Origin of the sequence: Nonomuraea terrae (genome assembly GCF_004348995.1) — a bacterium.
In the GTDB taxonomy this organism is placed as follows: Bacteria; Actinomycetota; Actinomycetes; order Streptosporangiales; family Streptosporangiaceae; genus Nonomuraea; species Nonomuraea terrae.
In genome coordinates this window covers 20,551-40,179 of record NZ_SMKQ01000040.1, presented here as the reverse complement: position 1 = coordinate 40,179, position 19,629 = coordinate 20,551, and the positions used below count along the sequence as shown (strand labels likewise).

Below are 19,629 nucleotides of genomic sequence, written 5' to 3'. Positions count from 1 at the left end.
CGTCACGCTATATGTCGGAGCGCATGGGGGTGATAAAAGGTCCGACAATAGAGAGGCCCCCAGCACAGCTCAAGAGGAGTGAGGCTTGAACCGCTTTCCGCGCGTCATGGGCATGCGTTCAGGCTATGACCCCGTTGAAGTCGACGCCCTGATCGGGCGGATCGAATCGACCCTGGGCCGAGGCTCGCACGTCCTGCAGCCGGTCACCGCCGACGAGGTACGCAGGGCGACGTTCCGCGCCAAGCGCGGCGGCTACCAGGAGACCGCGGTCGACTTCGCCCTGGAGGCGTTCGTCGTCGCCCTGGAGACGCAGGCCAGGCGGCCGGTACGGCTGGCCATGGCCGAGCCCACCGGCGAGCTGCTCCGCGAGGAGTGGTTCGAGACGCAGGCCGCCCGCGTCGAACGGGTCGCCTTCCGCCCCGGCCGCATGGGCACCGGCTACAACGAGGACGAGGTCGACGCCTTCCTGGACCGGATCGTGGCCACGCTGCGCGGCACGACAGCGTACCCGGTGACGGCGCAGCAGGTGCGGGAGGCGAAGTTCTCGACCGTGTTGTTCCGCCCCGGTTACCTGATCGCGGACGTCGACTCGTTCCTGGCCGGCATCGTCGACGTGCTGCAGCAGCGGCTCGACGACCAGAACGCGCCCCCCACGAGCAGCGCGTGGTTCAGGCGGGAGCCCCAGGGCTGAGGGCCGCCTCGACGGCGGTGAGCAGGCCGCGCAGGTCGGGCAGAACGCCCTGGACGACCTGCGCGTCGGCCGGCCGTTCGCCGAGGCGGTTGATCCACACGCGGGGCAGCCCCAGCCGGTGCGCGGGCACCATGTCGTGGAAGTAGCTCTGCGCCACGTGCACCCAGGCCGCCGGCTCGTACGTGCTGCGGAACAGCTCGAAGTGCGCGTCCGCCGGTTTGTACGCCCCCGCGTCCTCGGCCGTCACCACCGCGTCGAACGGCACGGGCAGCCGCCGCCGCGTCCCGGCGACGAGGTCGCGGTCGCAGTTGGTCAGCAGCGCGAGCCGCCACCCGGCCTCGCGCAGCGCCGACAGCTCGGCGCCGACCTCGGGGAACACCGGCCAGTACGGCAACGTCGCGGCCAGCACGCCGGCGTCGTCGGGGTGCAGGCGCACCTGCTCCTCGGCGCACGCCCTGCGCAGGGCCTCGGCCAGGACGTCGCGGTAGCGCATGCCCGGCGACTCGGCCTCCACGGCGGGCTCGTGCCGGTTGTACGCCTCCAGCAGCCGCGCCCCCTGCCCGGGGGAGACCAGCTCGGCGCTGGTGCGGATGCCGTGCCGCCAGTCGACCAGAGTGCCGTAACAGTCGAATGTAACCCATCGCATACCACCCATGATGACGGCTGTGAAGATCAACGTGCGGCCGGCGACCTCCCCGGTGGATCACGCGTGGCGACGGCTGTGCACGAGGGCGACGATGACGGAGGTCACCGGGGCCGCCAGGAACGCGCCGGTGATCCCGGCGACCACGCTGCCCAGCGTGATCGCCACCAGGATGACCGCGCCGGGCAGGTCGAGTGCCTTGCCGTAGATCTGCGGCGCCAGCACGTGCCCCTCGATCTGCTGCACCGCGACGGTCACCGCGACCACGATGAGCGCCACCAGCCACCCCTTGGCCACAAGCGCGACCACCGCGGCCAGCAGCCCGGCCAGCAGCGCCCCCACCACCGGCAGGAACGCCCCCACGAACGTCAGCACGGCCAGCGGCAGCGCGATCGGCACGCCGAGGATCCACAGCGCGATCCCGATGAAGAACCCGTCGACCAGGCCGACGAGCGCCACCCCGCGGATGTAGCGCCCGATCACGGTGAAGATCAGGTGGCCGGTCTCGGCCAGGCGGGTCCTGGCCCGGACGGGGGCCAGGTCGAGCAGCCAGTGGAAGAGCCGGTCGCCGCCGTGCACGAAGTACACCGACAGGATGAGCGCGAGGATCGCGCCGACCACGACCTCGCCGACCGTCCTGACGCCGGCCAGCGCGCCGGTGGTGATCTCCCCGCCCTGCGCGGAGAAGTAGTCCCTGGCCTGCTCCAGGAGGCGCCGGTCGTCGATCCCGAGCCGTTCCGTGAGGTCGTGCAGGTCGTCGAGCACCTGGCCGAGGCTCGCCCGCAGCTCGGTGACACTGTCGACGGTGGGCGGCACGAGCAGCGCGATCAGCCCGCCGGCCAGCAGCAGGCCGCCGACGAAGACCATCGTGGTGGCCGTCGCGCTGTTCAGGCCGCGCCGCCTGAGCCAGCGCGCCGGGGGCAGCAGCAGCGCCGTGAGGAAGACGCCGATGATGATCGACATGGCGACCGTACGGATGTGGTAGAGGCAGAACAGGACCACCGCGGTCACCGCGAACCACCCGAGCAGCCGCCACGGCCCCATCCCCGACCCCCCTATAACGCCTGGTCAGGGGCGTTCCCCAGGGGGGCCGTGCTCACACGGGCGGCGTCAGGTGAGGGTGCTGGGCGCGCTTGTTCGCGGTGTACTCCTCCAGGGCCGCCCCCGTGGCGCTCGTGGTCGCGACCTGTGCCACCGGCACGTCCCACCACGCCTCGGACGACGGCACGTCGTCGGCCAGGCGGTCGGTGCGGACGTAGACCACCGTGGTCTCGGCGGCCGAGCGGGCCGCGTCGAGCGCCTTGCGCAGGTCGGCGACGGACTCGGGCCGCAGCACCGTGGCGCCCAGGCTGGCCGCGTTGGCCGCCAGGTCCACCGGCAGCGGGCCGCCGTCGAAACCGCCGCCGCCGCGGTAGGCGTACGCGGTGCCGAGACGTTCGGCGCCGACGCTCTCCGACAGGCGGCCGATGGAGGCGAACCCGGAGTTGTCCACCAGGACCACGACCAGCTTGACGCCCTCGGAGACGGCCGTGACGAGCTCCTGGGCCATCATCAGGTAGGAGCCGTCGCCCACCAGCACGAACACCTCGCGCTCCGGGGCGGCCATTTTCACGCCCAGCCCGCCGGCGACCTCGTAGCCCATGCAGGAGTAGCCGTACTCGACGTGGTAGCAGCCGGGGCCGCTGGGGCGCCAGAGCTTGTGCAGGTCGCCGGGCATCGACCCGGCCGCGCACACCACCACGCCGTCGTCGCCGGCCGCGGCGTTCACCGCGCCGATCACCGCCGCCTGCGAGATCGGGGAGCCCTCCAGCCCGTACGCCGCGTCGACCGCCGCGTCCCAGGCCCGGACGAGCCCGGCGGTCCGCTCGCGGTAGGCGGCGGGGGTGCCCCAGCCCTCGCACGCCTCGGCCAGCTCGGCCAGGCCCTCGCGGGCGTCGGCGACCAGCTGCAGGCCGGACAGCTTGGCCGCGTCGAAGCCGGTGACGTTGAGGTTCACGAAACGGGCGTCGGGCGCGAAGATCGTGCGCGAGGCGGTGGTGAAGTCGCTGTAGCGGGTGCCGACGCCGATGACCACGTCGGCCTCGCGGGCCAGCGCGTTGGCGGCGGTGGTGCCCGTGGCGCCGACGGCGCCGACAGCGAGCGGGTGCCCGTGGGGGAGCGCGCCCTTGCCCGCGTGCGTCTCGGCGACCGGGACGCCGTACCGCTCGGCGAAGGCGCGCAGCTCCTCGGCGGCCTCGCTGTAGATCACGCCGCCCCCGGCCACGATCAGCGGGCGGGCGGACGACGTGATCAGCTCGGCGGCGCGGGCGAGCGCCGACCGTTCCGGGCGCGGACGCGGGATGTGCCAGACGCGGCGGGCGAACAGCTCGTCGGGCCAGTCGTACGCCTCGGCCTGCACGTCCTGCGGCAGCGCCAGCGTCACCGCGCCGGTCTCGGCCGGGTCGGTGAGCACCCGCATGGCCGCGAGCAGCGCCGGCGGCAGCTGCTCGGGACGGTTGATGCGGTCCCAGAACCGGGAGACGGGCCGCAGGCAGTCGTTGACCGAGACGTCGTAGGAGCGCGGGTCCTCCAGCTCCTGCAGCACCGGGCTCGCCACGCGGGTGGCGAAGATGTCGCCCGGCAGCAGCAACACGGGCAGCCGGTTGATGGTGGCCGCCGCCGCGCCCGTGACCATGTTGGTGGCGCCGGGACCGATCGAGCTGGTGCAGGCCAGCGTCGCCAGCCGGTTGCTCGCCCGGGCGTAGCCGGCCGCGGTGTGCACCATCGCCTGCTCGTTGCGGCTCAGGTGGTACGGCAGGTCGCCGGCGGCGGTGGCCAGCGCCTGCCCGACGCCGGCGACGTTGCCGTGGCCGAAGATGCCGGTGCAGCCGGCGAAGAACCTGCGCTCCACCCCGTCGCGCTCGCTCCACTGCGCGGCCAGGAAGCGCACGACGGCCTGGGCGACGGTCAGCCGGGTCATGAGATCCTCCCGAACGGCAGTCTGGGGTCGATGAGCTGGTCATCCCACGTGGCGCGGATCCAGGCGTGGCGCGGGTCGTCGCAGAACGCCATCGACCGCTCCGCCGCGGGGCCCGCCAGGACGTTCAGGTAGTACAGGTCGTAGCCGGGGGCCGCCATGGAAGGGCCGTGGTAGCCGTACGGCACGAGCACGACGTCACCGGAGGAGACCTCGGCGAGGGTGTCGATCCTGCCCCGCTCGGAGGAGTAGACGCGCTGGTAGCCGACGCCCTGGTCGGCGACCTCGAAGTAGTAGATCTCCTCCAGCACCGCCTCGCCCGGGTTCGGGGTGTCGTGCTTGTGCGGCGGATAGGACGACCAGTTGCCGCCGGGCGTGAGCACCTCGACGGCCACGAGCTTGTCGCAGTCGAAGACGCCGGGGGCGCAGAAGTTGTTGACCTGGCGGCTGGCCTGGCCCGCGCCTCTGAGCTCGACCGGCACCTCGGCGGCGGCGACGTAGCGGGGCGGCAGAGCGCGGGAGGCGCGGGCCGAGGGCAGGGCGATGCGGCCCGCGCCCTCCAGCGTCACCCGCGTGCCGATCGGCACGTACACGAAGTCGGACGGCCCGTCGAACACCGACGGCCGCCCGGCCAGCGGGAACGTCTCGCCCGGCAGGGTCACCGTGCACGAGCCCGCCAGCGGCAGGACGAGCGTCTCCTCCTCGCCCGTGTCGAACGTCACCGGGGCGTCGGTCAGGTCCACGACCCGCAGCCCCGAGTACGTCCACCCGGCCACGGACGGGGTGATCTCCACCGACCAGGGGTCGGCGGCGGCCTTGCCGTACGGCAGGTAGGTCATCGTCGCGCCTTTCGCACCAGCGCCGCGGCTCCGTCCACGGCGGTCGCCACATCGTCGTCGGGAGGATAGAGCAGGGCGCGCCCGACGACGAGGCCGCGCACCCCGGGAAGGCCGAGCGCGCGGTGCCAGTCGGCGAAGGCGGCGTCGATGTCGGGCGGGTCGCCCCCGAGGAGCAGTGCGGGCAGCGTGGTCGCGGCCATCACCCGCTCCATCTCGGCCACCGCCGGGATCTTGAGCCAGGTGTAGGCCGAGGTCACGCCGAGCGCCTGGGCGATGCTGATCGCCCGGATCACGGCCTCGGGCGACAGATCGTTGCGCACGGCCCCCGTCTCCGTACGCGTCGACCAGAACGGCTCCACCATGGCGACCAGGCGCCGGCGGGCCAGGTCGGTGACCGCGTGGGCGCACGACTCCAGCGTGGCCACGCTCGCGTGGTCGGCCGGGTCGATGCGGCAGAGCATCTTGCCGCCGTCGAGCCGCATCGCGTCGATCGCGGCGGCGTCGAAGCCGGTGAAGCGGTCGTCCAGCTCGAACACCGAGCCCTGCAGGCCGCCGCGGTTCATGGAGCCGAAGGCCAGCTTGTCCTCCAGCGCGCCCAGCAGCAGCAGGTCCTCCAGGACGTCGGGAGCGGCCAGGATGCCGTCGACGCCGGGTCTGGCCAGCGCCACCTGGAGGCGGTCGAGCAGGTCGGCGCGGCTGGCCATGGCCAGCGGCCGGTCGCGGACGCCGAGGGAGCCGCGGGCCGGGTGGTCGGCGGCGATGATGAGCATCCGTTCGCCGTCGCCCGGCAGGTCGCGCCGCCGCCGGCGGGCCGCCGCCTCGGCGATCTGTCCGGGCATCGTGGCGCGGATGTGGGTGAGCCGCTGGTAACCCGCGCCCATGGACAGCGTGATGTCGCTCAAGAAGCCACCCCGTTCAGCAGGTCCTCCACCTCGGAGGTCGTCGGCATGGCGTCGGCGCAGGCCAGGCGGGCCGCCACGAAGGCCCCGGCGGCGTTGGCGAAGCGCAGCGTGCGCTCCAGCGGCCAGCCGCGCAGCAGCCCGAGGCACAGGGCGCCGCCGAACGCGTCGCCCGCCCCGATGCCGTTGACGACCTTCACCTCCATCGGCTCGACCCGCGCCCGCTCGTCGTCGGCGGTGCGCGCGAAGACGCCGTCCGGGCCCATCTTCACGATCGCGACGCGTACGCCGGCGTCGAGCATGGCCTGGGCGGCGGCCTCGGGGTCGCGGACGCCGACGGCCGTCTCGACCTCGTCGAGATTGCCGACCGCGACGGTCGCGTGCGGGAGCGCCCTGCGCGCCGCCTGCCTGGCCGCCTCGCGCGACTCCCACAGGGCCTCGCGGTAGTCGAGGTCGAACACCGTCCAGCCGCCGGTGCGGGCCTCCAGCGCGGCGTGGTGGGCGGCCGCGCTCGGCTCGCGGCTGAGCCCGGTCAGCGAGAACCAGAACAGGCCCGTCTCGGCGATCGCCCGGAGGTCGAGCATGGACGGGGTGATGCGCAGGTCCGGCGGGTGCTCGCCGCGGTAGAAGTAGATCGGGAAGTGGTCGGGCGGGAAGATCTCGCAGAAGGTCACGGGCGTGGCCGGGCCCTCGATGGTGCTCACGAAGACGTCGTCCACGCCGAAGCCGCGGATCGCCCGGCGTACGTACTCGCCGAACGGGTCCGCCCCCACGGCGGTGATCACGGCGGAGCGCAGCCCGTGGCGCGCCGCGGCGACGGCGACGTTGGTGGGGCTGCCACCGAGGAACTTCCCGAAGGTCTCGACGTCGGCCAGCCCGACGCCGGTCTGCAACGGATAGACGTCGACGCCGCAGCGACCGAACGTGATCAGGTCGTACAAAGCACCTCCTGGAACGGAGCCTACCTTCGACACTATGGCATATTGTCATGACATTCTGATGTCCGCTATGTTGCGCTGTGTGCCCCTCCCTCGGCTCGGTCCGCCCGGCGCACCCCGCCGGACGGTGAGGTTGATCCTCGAAGACGCAGCATGCGGGCACATTCCTGTATTTGGCCAGACCTTTACGTCATCTAGATGTCATGACATATTGGCCACTGGCCGCCTCCTTTCCAGACGCGTCGGAGGGTTTGCATGGCATTGCGGAAACGGTCGATGGGTGTGGTCGCGGTCATCACCGCGGCCGGTCTGGGGCTCGCCGCCTGCGGGCAGTCATCCGGCGGGGAAGGTGACGCCATCGAACTCACCATCACCCAGAACTCCATCCAGGGCGGGAAGAACGCGAAGACGGCCGAGCACATCGCCGACTGGGTGATTCCCCAGTTCGAGGCGGCGCAGAAGGCCAAGGGCAAGAACGTCACGGTCAAGTTCGTCCCCAGCGGCGTCGACGACGAACAGTACAAGACAAAGCTCTCGCTCGACCTCAAGTCGGGCAAGGGTGCGGACGTGATCGACATCGACGGCATCTGGGCCGGCGAGTTCGCCGAGGCCGGCTACATCAAGCCGCTGTCGGAGGTCGTCGGGCCCGAGGCCGACAGCTGGGACGGGTGGGCGCAGATCCCCGAGGCCGTGCAGCAGATGGCCGCCTTCAACGACAAGAAGTACGCGCTCCCGGTCGGCACCGACGGCCGCGTCCTGTACTTCAACAAGACGCTCTTCCAGCAGGCCGGCCTGCCCGCCGACTGGCAGCCCACCAGCTGGCAGGAGATCCTCGACGCCGGCGCCAAGCTGAAGTCGTCCGGCGTGCCCGTGCCGATCCAGATCAACGCCGGCACCGCGATGGGCGAGGCCACCTCGATGCAGGGCGTGCTGCCGCTGCTCGCGGGCGCGGGCGGAGAGGTGCAGCAGGACGGCAAGTGGACCGGCGCCTCCCAGCCGCTCAAGGACGCCCTCGGCCTCTACCAGAAGATCTACGGCGGCGGCCTCGGCGACCCCAGGCTCCAGCAGGAGGCCAAGGGCCGCGACAAGTCGTTCCAGCAGTTCGCCGAGGGCAAGATCGGCATCCTGATGGAGGGCGACTACTTCTGGCGCGGCGTGGTCAACCCCAAGGAGGGCGTCGCCCCCATGGACGACCGCGACCAGGCCGTCGGGTACGCCATGATCCCCGCGATCGAGCCCGGCAAGGGCCTGCGCGGCCAGGACTTCGTCAGCATGTCGGGCGGCGCCCTGCGCACCGTCAACCCCAACAGCAAGCACCCGAAGGAGGCCTTCGAGCTGCTGGCCTTCACGCTCTCGCCGGAGGCGCTGAAGGAGGAGACCAAGGACGGCAACGTGCGCATCACCCCGCGCACCGACGTCAACAAGGAGATCCTCGCCGGGGAGCCGCTGCTGACGTACATCTCGGAGAAGGTGCTGCCGGTGACGGCCTACCGGCCGCCGGTCGCCGTCTACCCGCAGGTGTCGGTGGCGCTGCAGGAGGCCACCGCCGCGGTCGTCGGCGGCACGGCCCCCGACCAGGCGGCGGCCGACTACCAGAAGAAGCTTGAGGGAATCGTCGGTGGCGCAGGCAATATCACCACCCCCTGAGGTCGTCAGGGAAGACGGGCCCGCCCGCGGCGACAGCACCGACGCGGCGGGCCTCGGACGGGTGCGGGCCGCGGTCTTCGTGGCCCCCGCCCTGCTGCTGATCGCGGTCTTCCTCGTCTTCCCCGCCCTGTGGGTGCTCTATCTCGGGCTCACCAACTACCGGCTCACCGGCGTCGCCGCCGCCGAGCCGCAGTTCGTCGGCCTGGACAACTTCATCGCAGCGGTCACCACCCCCGCGTTCTGGAACTCGACCTGGCTGACCGTCGAGTTCGTGCTCGGCTCGGCCGTCATCGGGCAGGCCGTGCTCGGCTTCACCATCGCCTGGCTGATGCGCGACCGGCGCGGCACGCTCAAGCGGGCGGTCGAGGGCCTGGTCATCCTGGCCTGGATCCTGCCGAGCGCGATCGTGGCGTTCCTGTGGGTGGCGCTGCTCGACCGCGACAGCGGCACGCTCAACGCGATGCTCGGCATCCCCGGCTTCGCGTGGCTCCTCGACCACCCGATGTTGTCGATCATCATCTTCAACGTCTGGCGCGGCACCGCCTTCTCGATGATGTTGTACGGCGCCGCGCTCGGCAACGTGCCGCCCTCCCACCTGGAGAGCGCCCGCCTGGCCGGGGCCTCCAGCTGGCAGCAGCTGCGCGACGTCGTCTTCCCGCACATCAGGGGCCACATCCTGACGAACCTGCTGCTGATCAGCCTGTGGACGTTCAACGACTTCGGCCCGTTCCTGCTCACCGCGGGCGGCCCCGACGGCAGGTCCGAGGTGCTGGCCGTGCACGTCTACAAGGTCGCGCTGCAGGCGGGTGAGCTGGGCCACGGAGCCGCCGTCTCCACGGTCATCCTGCTGATCAACCTGGTCGTGGCGGTGTTCTACCTGCGGCTGCTGCGGAGCAAGAAATGACGCGTTTCGTGTTGGGCCGGATCGGGTTCTACACCCTGGTCGCCGTGCTGCTGGCGTTCTTCACCATCCCGTTGTTGTGGCTGGTGACGGCGCCGTTCACCTCGGACCCGACGTACGAGGTGAAGGTGCCGGACTTCACGCTGGACAACTTCCGGGCGGTTCTGGAGCACCCGTACGCGCTGCCGTCGTTGTGGAACTCCGTCGTGCTGTCGGTCGGCTCCGCCGTGCTCGTCGTCGTCATGGCGGCGCTGGCCGCCTACGCCCTGAGCCGGGTGCGGCTGCCCGGGCGCGACGCGCTGCTGTACGCGCTGCTGCTGCTGTCGTCCATCATCACCGGGACCGCGGCGATGGTGCCGCTCTTCCAGCTCGCGGTCGAGCTGAACCTCATCGACTCCCAGCTCGGGCTGATCCTCATCCTGACCGGCGGCCTGCTGCCCGCGGCGATCTTCATGCTCAAGGACTTCATGGACTCCACGCCGAAGTCGTACGAGGAGTCGGCGCGGGTCTTCGGGGCCTCGCCGCTGCAGATCGTCCGGCACGTGGTCGTGCCGCTCGTGCGGCCTGGGCTGGCGACCATCGCGGTGTGGGCCGTGGCCAACGTGTGGGGGAACTTCCTCATGCCGTACCTGTTGCTGAGCGACGTGGAGAAGCAGCCGGCGGCGGTGATCACGTACACGCTGTACACCGAGGGCGGGCAGGCCAACCTCAGCATGCTCTCGACGTTCGGGCTGCTCTATTCGATCCCGGTCGTGCTCATGTATCTGTTCGTCAGCAAAAAGTATGGCTTCCGCTTCCATGGAGGGATCAAGCGCTGATGGCCGCCATCGAACTACGGGGGCTGACCAAGGTCTACCCCGGCGGGGTGAAAGCGCTCGACGCGCTCGACCTGGCCATCCCCGACGGCGAGTTCTTCGCCCTGCTGGGGCCGTCCGGCTGCGGGAAGACCACGCTGCTGCGCACGATCGCGGGGCTGGAGACCGCCACCGGCGGCGCCGTGGTCATCGGCGACCGGGACGTCACCGGCCTGCAGCCGGGCGCCAGGGACGTCGCGATGGTGTTCCAGGACTACGCACTCTTCCCGCACATGGACGTCACGGACAACATTGCCTATCCGCTGCGGATCAAGAAGGTCGCCAAGGCCGCCCGCCACGAGAAGGCCGCCGAGGTCGGCGCGCGGCTGGGCCTCGACCACCTCATGGACCGGCGGCCCGGCCAGCTCTCCGGCGGCCAGCAGCAGCGCGTCGCGCTGGCCCGGGTGATGGCCACGCAGGCGCAGGCGTACCTGTTCGACGAGCCGCTGTCCAACCTGGACGCGCGGCTGCGGCTGGAGGCGCGGACGTTCCTCAAGAAGCTCCAGCGCGAGCTGGGCGTCACCACCGTCTTCGTCACCCACGACCAGGCCGAGGCCCTCGCCATGGCCGACCGCATGGCCGTCATGGAGGCCGGGCACATCCGGCAGATCGGCACGCCCTCCGAGGTGTTCCAGCGGCCGGCCAACACGTTCGTCGCCTCCTTCATCGGTTCGACGCCGATGAACCTGCTCGACGGCGTCGCCCGCGGTGACACCCTGGAGGTGGCGGGCTGCAAGATCCGGGTCCCGGTCTCGGCAGAGGGGCGCGTCCCCGACGGGACCGCCATCGTGTACGGCGTTCGGCCCGAGTACATGACGTACTCGGCGGAGCCCGCTGACGGCGCGTTCGGCGGGAAGGTGGCCATCGTGGAGAATCTCGGCGCGTCCCACCTGGTGACCCTCGACGTCGGCGACGTGATCGTGCAGGCCGTCGTCCCCGAGGGCAGCGAGCCCGCGGTCGGCGACGACGGCTACGCCCTGCCCCGGCGCGACCGGGCCCTCGTCTACCGGGACGGAGAGCTGGTGTGAGAGGCCGCTGGACGCTGGACGACCGGCTGGAGCGGATGCTGCGGGAGGTGCCGTTCGAGGTGCCCGCGGGCACGGCGGCGGTCACCGTGCGGCTGTCGTACGACCGGTCGCAGGGTGTGATCGACCTCGGGTGCGGCTCGCCGCGCGGATTCCGCGGCTGGTCGGGCGGCGCGCGCGACGAGTACACGATCACGGAGGACTGGGCGACGCCCGGTTACCTGCCCGGCGCGCCCGAGACCGGCACCTGGCAGGTGTGGCTGCGGCTGCACCGCATCCCGCCGCAGGGCCTGGACTACACGCTCGACGTGACGTTCGAGACCGCCGTGCCGCCCCAGCCGGTCGCCGCGGAGCCGCCGCACGGCGAGCGCCCGCCCCGGCGCGACATCCCCGACGTCGACGGCCTGCGCTGGTACGCCGGCGACTTCCACGCCCACACCCTGCACAGCGACGGCACGCTCACCATCGCCGAGCTGGCCGAGCTGGCCCACGGGCGCGGGCTGGACTTCCTGGCGGTCACCGACCACAACACCGTCAGCCACCATCCCTGGCTGGGCAAGATCGACCGGGAGATCACCCTCGTCCCCGGCCAGGAGGTCACCACCGACCGCGGCCACGCGAACGTCTTCGGCGACGTCGGCTGGGTCGACTTCCGCCAGCCGGTCGACTCCTGGGTCGAGCACGCCGAACGCGCGGGCGGGATCATCTCGATCAACCACCCGCTGGGCGGTGACTGTGCCTGGCTGCAGCCGGTGACCCGCCGGCCCCGCGTCGCCGAGGTGTGGCACTCCGGCTGGTGGGACCGCCGCTGGGGCGCCCCGCTGGCCTGGGCCGACGCCTGGCGCGACGACGTGATCGCCATCGGCGGCAGCGACTTCCACCGCGAGGGCTCCGACGGGCTGCCCGGCGCGCCCACGACGTGGGTGCTGGCCGAGGACGCGGGCGGGGTGCTGGACGGCGTACGCGCCGGGCGCACCGCCGTCTCGGCGGGCCCCGACGCGCCGCTGTTGCTGCGGCTGGGCGACGAACTGCTCGCCCTCGACGCCGACGGTCTGGTCCTGGTACGCCCCGACGGCGCCCGGCAGGTCGTCCGCGGCGAACGGGTGCTGCTGAGCGCCATCGAAGGACCGCACCGGTTGGAAACCTACGAGAACGAGGTGATCGCCCTATGCGCGTGAGGAAAGTCGCCAACGCGCCCGTGAGTTTCGGCGTGTTCGAGCTGAGCGACGCTCCGCCTCCGCTGACCGCCGACGAGATGGTGCGCGCCCTGACCGAGGCCGGCTACGAGGGCATCGACCTGGGCCCCGTCGGCTACCTGGGCACCCCCGACGACCTGGCCGAACGCCTGGGCGGTCTGTGGCTGGCCGGCGGCTGGGCCGACCTGCGCTACAGCGACGCCGAGGAGTTCCGTCGCGGGCTGCCCGCCCTCGACGCCACGCTCGACGTCTTCGCCGCCGCGCCGGTCGGGCCGCTCCCGCCGCGCCCCACGCTCGGCGAGTCGGGCGTGCCGGAGCGCTTCGCCCGCCCCGGCGGGAACGCTCCCGGCCTGCCCGCCTCCGAGTGGCCCGGGTACGCCGCCCGGGTCCAGGAGGCCGTCGACCGGTGCCGCGCGCGCGGGTTCGAGCCCGTCTTCCACCACCACCTGGGCACGTACGTCGAGACGCCCGACGAGGTCGAGCGCCTGCTGGAGCTGACCGACGTGCAGCTCTGCCTCGACACCGGACACCTGCTGCTGGCCGGGGGAGACCCGGTGACCGCGCTGCGCGCCTGGGCCGGGCGGATCGGGCACGTGCACGTCAAGGACGGCGACACGAAGATCCTCGCCCAGGCCCTGGCCGAGGGCGTGGACCTGCGCGAGCTGATGGGCCGGGGCGGCTTCGCCCCGCTGGGCGAGGGCGAGCTGGACCTGCCCGCCGTGGTCCGGGCGCTCGACGAGATCGACTACTCGGGCTGGGTCATCGTCGAGCAGGACACTCTGCCGGGGCGGCGCACCGTCGCCCAGAACATCGCCGACCAGGCCGCCAACCGCCGGATGCTGAAGGATCTGGGACTTTGAGAATCGCGCTTGTCGGGTGCGGGGCCGTCACGCAGGCGGTCTACGTGCCCTTGTTGTCGCGGCGGCGCGACCTGTTCGAGGTCGTCGCCGTCTGTGACCTGTCGCGCACCCTCGCCGACGCCGTCGGCGACCGGCTGGGGGCGGCGCGGCGCCACACCTCGGTGGGGGAGATGCTCGACGAGGGCGGTTTCGAGGCCGTCGTCGTGCTGGCCTCCGGCTCCCACGGCGAGACCGTGCGCCGGGCCCTCGTCGGCGGTTACGCCGTACTGTGCGAGAAACCGCTCGCCCTGACCCGGGCGGAGGTGGCGGAGCTGCCCGAGGGGCGGCTGATGGTCGGTTACATGAAGCAGTACGACCCCGCGGTGCGGCGGGCCGAGGAGTTGCTGGCCGAGCTGGGTGGGCCCGGGGTCATCCGGTCGGTCGAGGTGACCGTGCTGCATCCGAGCGGGGAGTCGCAGCTGGCGTTCGCGAACCTGACGCAGGCGCGCGACGTGGACGCCGGGCTGCTGGCCTCGCTGCGCGCGGCCGAGGGGGAGCTGGTGTCGCGGGCGCTGGGGGAGTCGGCGCCGGAGCCGGTCAGGAATTTGTACGGCGTGGCGCTCGGCTCGATTTGCCACGATTTGTCGCTCATGAGGCGCTTTACCGGATCTCCGCAGGAAATTTCGTACGTTGAAACTTGGGGGGACGCGCCCGGGTCCGTCGAGATCTCCGGGCCGCTGCCCGTCCGCGGCCGGTTCTCCATCCGCTGGCACTACCTGGAGGACTACCCGGCCTACCGCGAGACCGTGGCCATCCACCACGACAAGGGCACGCTGGAGCTGGTCTTCCCGGCCCCGTACCTGATGAACGCCCCCACCGTCCTCACCGTGGTCTCCGGGAGCGAGAGCCGCACGGAGTACCGCGACGTTACCGAGGCGTTCGAGGTGCAGCTGGCCGCCTTCCATGCTTACGTGAACGAGAGCAAGCCGCCGCTCACGGAGGCGACCGGCGCGCTGGAGGACATCGTGACGGCCCAGCGCATCGCCGCCCGTTTTGCCGTTCAGCACGATCTGCCCATCGGAGGGGAGTCCGCGTGAGCTCGGAGATCGTCGTCGTCCCGCACACGCACTGGGACCGCGAGTGGTACGAGCCGTTCCAGCGTTTCCGGCTGCGCCTGGTGGCCCTGCTGGACGAGGTGCTCGACACCATGGAACGCGAGCCCGCCTACCACTTCACCCTCGACGGCCAGCTCGCCTGCGTGGACGACTACCTGGAGGTGCGTCCCGAGAACCGCGACCGCATCGCCGCGCTCGTCGAATCGGGGCGCCTCGCGGTCGGGCCGTGGCAGATCCTGCTGGACGAGTTCCTCTGCTCCGGCGAGAACATCGTCCGTAACCTGGAGCTCGGCATGTCCCGCGCGGACAAGCTGGGCGGGGCCATGCCGGTCGGCTACCTGCCCGACATGTTCGGCCACGCCGCTCAGATGCCGCAGATCCTGCGCAAGGCCGGTCTGCTGCACGCCTGCGTCTACCGCGGGGTGCCGTCCTCGGTCGTCACCGACGCCTTCGCCTGGGTGGCGCCCGACGGGACGGCGCTGCGCACCCAGTACCTCCCGGCGGGCGGCTACGGCAACGGCGCCCACCTGTTCTCCGACTCCGAGGGCCTGGAGGGGCGGGCCACCACGTTCGTCGAGACCATGCGTCGTTGGCACGGGCCCGAGGGGTCGCTGCTCGCGATGTACGGCACCGACCACTCCGCCCCCGTGCGCGGGTTGCCGGAGATGGTGGCGGCGATCGGCGCGCGCATGGACACCTTGTCCGGATATATCGGCACCTATTCCGGGGACGCGGACGGCCTGCCGCGCGTCGAGGGCGAGCTGCGCTCCCACGCCCGCGCCAACATCCTGCCCGGCGTCATCTCGATCCGCCCGCATGTGAAGCAAGCCATGGGCCGCGCCGAGCGGATGGTCGAGCGCTACGCCGAGCCGCTGGCCGCTCTCTGGGGCGGCGACTGGCCGGGCCGCTTCCTCGACATGGCGTGGTGGCGGCTGGTGGACGCCAGCGGGCACGACTCCGTGACCGGCTGCGGCGTCGACGACACCGCCCAGCAGGTCGCCGCCCGCATCGCCGAGGCCGAGCAGCTCGGGCAGGCCGTGCGGGACATGGTGACCGCGCGGCTGGCGCAGCGCGTGCCGTCCGACGGCGTGCTCGTCGTCAACCCGACGCCCGCGGCCCGCCGCGGGATCGTGATCGTGGACGTCGCCGGCGCCGACCCCCTCGTGGACCCCGCCGGCCGGCCGATCCCCGTGCAGCCCCTGGAGCACGCCGCCACGCTGCTGCTGGACGAGGAGATGGACCCGGCCACGGCGCTCACCTTCGTCCACGGCACCGAGCTGTACGGCCAGCACATCACGTCCTGGTCGGTAGAGGACGGCACGCTGACGTTCACGGTGGCGCGCGAGACGCCGATCGTGTTCGACGTGGACGACCTGCGCGGCGCGCTCGACGGCGTGACGCGCGTCCGCATCCTCGCCGAGCCCCGCCGTACGGTGGCCGCCCTGGTGGAGGCGCCGCCCCTCGGCCACACCGGCCTCCGCCCGGCCCCCCACCCGCAGGCGTACGGCGGCGCCGCCGACGGCGAACACCACGCGTCCTGCTGGCGCGCCTCCGACGAGCCCGCCCCGGTGCGCGGCGACGCGGAGGTGCTGGACAACGGCCTGCTCCGGGTCGCCATCGCCCCCGACGGCACGCTCACCCTGGTGGCCCGCGACGGCACGACCGTCACGGGAGCGGGCCGCATCGTCGACGGCGGCGACGTGGGCGACACCTACAACTACGCGCCCCCGCTGGACGACCTGGTCGTCTCCGAGCCCGAGTCCGTCGAGACCGAGCTGATCTGCTCGGGGCCGCTGGTGGCCGCGGTGGACGTGCGGCGCACGTACCGGTGGCCGGCCGGCGGCGACGGGATCGAGGGCGCGCCCGAGCTGCCCGCCGCCTCGCGGTCCGACCGTTCGGAGGAGACCGTCGTCGTCACCCGGGTGGAGCTGCGCGCCGGTGAGCCGTTCGCACGGCTGCACGTCGAGTTCGACAACCGCAGCGCCGACCACCGGGTGCGCTTCCACGTGCCGTTGCCCACGCAGGCGTCGGAGTCGTACGCGGAGGGGCAGTTCGCGGTCGTCCGGCGCGGCTCGACCTCGGAGGGCGGCTGCGGTGAGACCCCGCTGCCCACCTTCCCGGCCTCCTCGTGGGTGGCCGCCGGTGGTGTGGCCGCGCTGCTGGAGCACGTCACCGAGTACGAGCTGACCGGCGGGGAGCTGGCGCTCACGCTGCTCCGCTCGGTCGGCTACCTCTCGCGCAACCGCAACGCCCTGCGGCCCGAGCCCGCCGGACCCCAGCTGCCGACCCCGGCAGCGCAGTCCCGCGGGGTTCGCTCGGTGCGCCTGGCGCTCATGCCGTACGCGGAGTCGTGGCAGGAGGTGGTCCCGCACGCGGAGGCGTTCCGCCACGACCTGCTCGTGGTCCCGGGCACGGGGAGGCGTTCCCTGCCTCTGCCCGAGCCCGCCGCCGGCCTGTCGGTGACGGGCGACGGCGTGGTGATGACGTCCCTGCGCGACCGCGACGGCTGGTCGGAGCTCCGCGTGGTCGCCCTCACCCCGTCCGCCACCGAGGCCGTCATCGCGGGTGACCTGCTCGAAGCCCGTCACGCCGACCTGCGCGGCCGCCCCGGCGACGCCGTACCCGTCGCGGACGGCACGGTCCGGCTGCCTCTGGGCCCGTGGGAGATCGCCACCGTGCAGTTTCGTCAACGCTGAGTAATCAATCGAAAGCATGTAGTAATATTCGCTGCATGATCACGTCCCAGCACGAGGGTCTGAACAAGATCGTCACCTTGGATCTCGGGCACACGAGAGACATGCTGGTGTCCCTGTTCGACCTGCCGATTCCGCAGTCGGGCGAGGCGCGTCTCGCCTCGCCCGACCTGTCGGAGGTGGACCCGGGCGTGTGCCGGGCCGACGGCGCCATCCTGTACGGGAAGGCGGAGGAGAAATTCGGCGTCATCGTCGAGACGCAACGCCGCCCCGATGACGACAAGCTCTATGCGTGGCTGGAATACATCGCCAATTTCCGGGTGCGCGAGAAGTGTCCGGCCTGCCTGGTCGTCATCTGTCCCAACGCCCGTGTAGCCCGCTGGGCCGAGCAGGCCATCGAAACCGGCCACCCGGGGCTGACGCTCACGCCCTTGGTCATCCACGAGGGAAACACCCCCGTCATCACCGATGCGGCCGAGGCCGTGGACAACATCGGCCTGGCCGTCATCTCGACCATCACCAAGAGCGAGAGCCCTCAGTTCCACGCCATTGTCGACGCGGTGGAACGGGCGCTGAACGCCATAGATCGAGACATCGCCTGGAGGTACGCTCGATACATCAATCTGTCACTGGAAGGCGACGCACAGCGAGAATGGGACAGGCGAATGGCCATGAAGACTTACCCATACCAGGGCGAATACGCCGAGGGGCTGCTTGCCACAGGCAGGGCCGAAGGCAGGGCCGAAGGTGAGGCCGAAGGTGAGGTGAGGGGGGAGGCGAAGTCCGTGCTGAAGCTCTTGGAGGGGCGTGGGGTCCCTGTCTCGGAGGAGGCGCGGGAGCGGGTGATGGGGTGTCAGGATCCGTCCGTGCTGGATGCCTGGCTGCTGCGGGCGATCCAGGTCGAGTCGGCTGATGAGCTCTTCGGGCTACGGGGTGAGCAGGCCTAGTTGGCGGGCGGCGCGGATGGCGAGCCAGACTTCGGCGAAGGCGGCGGTCGAGGAGAGGTCGCGGCCGGTGAGGGCGGCGAAGCGGCGCAGGCGGTAGGCCAGGGTGTTGGGGTGGATGTGGAGCGCGGCCGCCGCCTCCTCTGACTGGCGGTTGCGTTCCATCCAGGTGCGTACGGACATGAGCAGGCGTGAGTCGTGGGCCTCGTCGTACGCGAGGGCGGCGCCCAGTACGTGGTCCACCAGGGCGGCGAGGGTCGCGGGGTCGTCGGGGAGCCAGCGGCCCGTGGTGTCCTCGCCGTAGTGGACGAGAGGGCGGCCCGACTCGGCGGCGTGCGAGACGGCCCAGACGGCCTCGCGCTGGGCCATGAGCAACGGTTCGCCCTGCGGGAACGGGCGGCTCGCCCCCGCGGCCACCCCGGGGACGGCGGCCACGGCAGTCGCCAGGCTCGCGGGGCCGAGCACGTAGTGGTCGTCGCCGCGGCGGAGCATGAGGTGGGGGACGTCGTCCAGGGCGCGGCGCAGGACGTCGTCGCGGACGCCGCGCACCACGAGCAGTACGGCGTCGGAGTCCATCGGCAGGCCGAGGCGGGCCAGCCGGCGGCGGGCGGCCGGTGGGTCGAGGATGTCCTGGAGCAGCTCGGCCAGGGTTTCGGCGCCTTCGCGGCGCAGCGTCTCGCGCGCGTGCCGGGCCATGGCCACCTGCAGCGCCGCCACCGTGGCGATGTGCTGGACGACGGCCAGCCCGGCGGGCCGGGCGCCTTCGCGCTCGAACGCCACCAGGTAACCCGCCGGCCCGCCGGGCGCCGACACGGGCAGGACGAACCCGCCGGGGATCGTCGGCGGGGCGTCGGGCTGGTCGGGCAGGACGTCACGCGGCGGCACCGGGACACCCGGCAGGAGCGGGCGCCCGCCCCTGGTGGACAGGTAGACGTCGTAGCCGGACAGGCGTTCCAGGCGTTTGAACAGCGTGGGCGTGTCGAGGTCTTCGGAGGCCAGCCAGTGCAGCGCCCCGAACACCTGCAGCTGTGCGCCCAGCCGGTGGCTGGCGTCCTCCTGCAGCGCGGCGGCGACCTCCTGTGAGATCGCGATGAACGGCACCGCCAGCGGCACCTCCAGCACCGGCATGCCCCGCTCCTCGGCCGCCGCGAAGAACGCCGGGTGCAGCGGCGGCACGTGCAGCTGGGCCGACAGGGCCAGCGCCGACACCCCGGCGTCGTCGAGCCGCTCCAGGTAGGCGCGTTGCCTGGCCGCCGTACGCGGGACGCCGAGGCCGGTCGTCATGATGACCTCGGCGCCGAGCAGCCAGGGCGTCGGGTCGTCCAGCTCGCTCACGTGCGCCCATGAGACCGAGCGCGACAGCCCGGACTCGCCCGCCAGCAGGCGCAGCTGCAGCGCGGGAGAGCGCAGGAGATCTTCGACGGTCAGCTTGTGGTCAGCCACAACACA

At 72.0% G+C, this 19,629-nt stretch carries 17 protein-coding genes; 10 read left to right on the top strand and 7 right to left on the bottom strand.

The window, feature by feature from the left end:
- The first annotated feature begins 85 nt into the window (after positions 1 to 85).
- Positions 86 to 691 (top strand): DivIVA domain-containing protein, encoded by a 606-nt coding sequence (locus E1286_RS16135; protein WP_132613266.1) that lies wholly within the window; start codon positions 86 to 88, stop codon positions 689 to 691.
- Here the strand turns inward: E1286_RS16135 and E1286_RS16130 are convergent.
- The 6 genes from E1286_RS16130 to iolC are packed head-to-tail and all read right to left on the bottom strand — an operon-like array spanning position 669 to position 6,969.
- On the bottom strand, positions 669 to 1,337 hold the full coding sequence (locus E1286_RS16130; protein ID WP_223190005.1) for an HAD family hydrolase: 669 nt from the start codon (positions 1,335 to 1,337) through the stop codon (positions 669 to 671). The genes E1286_RS16135 and E1286_RS16130 overlap by 23 nt on opposite strands.
- Positions 1,338 to 1,394: 57 nt before the next feature.
- Positions 1,395 to 2,378 (bottom strand): AI-2E family transporter, encoded by a 984-nt coding sequence (locus E1286_RS16125; RefSeq protein ID WP_132613262.1) that lies wholly within the window; start codon positions 2,376 to 2,378, stop codon positions 1,395 to 1,397.
- A 52-nt stretch (positions 2,379 to 2,430) separates the two neighbouring features.
- Complete coding sequence (gene iolD / locus E1286_RS16120) at positions 2,431 to 4,293, bottom strand: 3D-(3,5/4)-trihydroxycyclohexane-1,2-dione acylhydrolase (decyclizing) (RefSeq protein WP_132613260.1); 1,863 nt, start codon at positions 4,291 to 4,293, stop codon at positions 2,431 to 2,433.
- On the bottom strand, positions 4,290 to 5,129 hold the full coding sequence (iolB, locus tag E1286_RS16115) for a 5-deoxy-glucuronate isomerase (protein ID WP_132613258.1): 840 nt from the start codon (positions 5,127 to 5,129) through the stop codon (positions 4,290 to 4,292). Before iolB ends, iolD begins: the two co-directional genes overlap by 4 nt.
- A complete protein-coding gene (locus tag E1286_RS16110; protein WP_132613296.1) occupies positions 5,126 to 6,010 on the bottom strand; it encodes a Cgl0159 family (beta/alpha)8-fold protein in 885 nt (294 codons plus the stop codon). The genes iolB and E1286_RS16110 overlap by 4 nt, the downstream gene beginning before the upstream one ends.
- 17 nt (positions 6,011 to 6,027) lie before the next feature.
- On the bottom strand, positions 6,028 to 6,969 hold the full coding sequence (gene iolC / locus E1286_RS16105; protein ID WP_132613256.1) for a 5-dehydro-2-deoxygluconokinase: 942 nt from the start codon (positions 6,967 to 6,969) through the stop codon (positions 6,028 to 6,030).
- A 252-nt stretch (positions 6,970 to 7,221) separates the two neighbouring features.
- Here iolC and E1286_RS16100 point away from each other — a divergent pair, with 252 nt between their 5' ends.
- From E1286_RS16100 to E1286_RS16060, 9 genes are read left to right on the top strand one after another with little or no spacing between them, the layout of a single operon-like run.
- Positions 7,222 to 8,613, top strand: a complete 1,392-nt coding sequence (locus E1286_RS16100) for an extracellular solute-binding protein (protein ID WP_223190003.1) — start codon at positions 7,222 to 7,224, stop codon at positions 8,611 to 8,613.
- Complete coding sequence (locus E1286_RS16095) at positions 8,585 to 9,517, top strand: carbohydrate ABC transporter permease (protein WP_132613294.1); 933 nt, start codon at positions 8,585 to 8,587, stop codon at positions 9,515 to 9,517. The genes E1286_RS16100 and E1286_RS16095 overlap by 29 nt, the downstream gene beginning before the upstream one ends.
- Entirely contained in the window at positions 9,514 to 10,332 is an 819-nt protein-coding gene (locus E1286_RS16090; protein ID WP_132613254.1) for a carbohydrate ABC transporter permease, read from the top strand. The genes E1286_RS16095 and E1286_RS16090 overlap by 4 nt, the downstream gene beginning before the upstream one ends.
- Positions 10,332 to 11,396: an ABC transporter ATP-binding protein gene (locus E1286_RS16085; RefSeq protein ID WP_132613252.1), complete on the top strand. Its 1,065-nt coding sequence runs from the start codon at positions 10,332 to 10,334 to the stop codon at positions 11,394 to 11,396. Before E1286_RS16090 ends, E1286_RS16085 begins: the two co-directional genes overlap by 1 nt.
- Positions 11,393 to 12,571: a CehA/McbA family metallohydrolase gene (locus E1286_RS16080; protein ID WP_132613250.1), complete on the top strand. Its 1,179-nt coding sequence runs from the start codon at positions 11,393 to 11,395 to the stop codon at positions 12,569 to 12,571. The genes E1286_RS16085 and E1286_RS16080 overlap by 4 nt, the downstream gene beginning before the upstream one ends.
- Complete coding sequence (locus tag E1286_RS16075; RefSeq protein ID WP_132613248.1) at positions 12,562 to 13,449, top strand: TIM barrel protein; 888 nt, start codon at positions 12,562 to 12,564, stop codon at positions 13,447 to 13,449. Before E1286_RS16080 ends, E1286_RS16075 begins: the two co-directional genes overlap by 10 nt.
- Positions 13,446 to 14,525: a Gfo/Idh/MocA family protein gene (locus E1286_RS16070; RefSeq protein WP_132613246.1), complete on the top strand. Its 1,080-nt coding sequence runs from the start codon at positions 13,446 to 13,448 to the stop codon at positions 14,523 to 14,525. The genes E1286_RS16075 and E1286_RS16070 overlap by 4 nt, the downstream gene beginning before the upstream one ends.
- Entirely contained in the window at positions 14,522 to 17,239 is a 2,718-nt protein-coding gene (locus E1286_RS16065; RefSeq protein ID WP_132613244.1) for a glycoside hydrolase family 38 N-terminal domain-containing protein, read from the top strand. The genes E1286_RS16070 and E1286_RS16065 overlap by 4 nt, the downstream gene beginning before the upstream one ends.
- 35 nt (positions 17,240 to 17,274) lie before the next feature.
- A complete protein-coding gene (locus E1286_RS16060; RefSeq protein WP_132613242.1) occupies positions 17,275 to 18,183 on the top strand; it encodes an RpnC/YadD family protein in 909 nt (302 codons plus the stop codon).
- Here the strand turns inward: E1286_RS16060 and E1286_RS16055 are convergent.
- Positions 18,163 to 19,623 carry a PucR family transcriptional regulator gene (locus E1286_RS16055; RefSeq protein WP_132613240.1) on the bottom strand — a complete coding sequence of 487 codons (1,461 nt, stop codon included), beginning with the start codon at positions 19,621 to 19,623 and terminating at the stop codon, positions 18,163 to 18,165. The two genes, E1286_RS16060 and E1286_RS16055, sit on opposite strands and share 21 nt — an antisense overlap.
- Between the last annotated feature and the right edge of the window lie 6 nt (positions 19,624 to 19,629).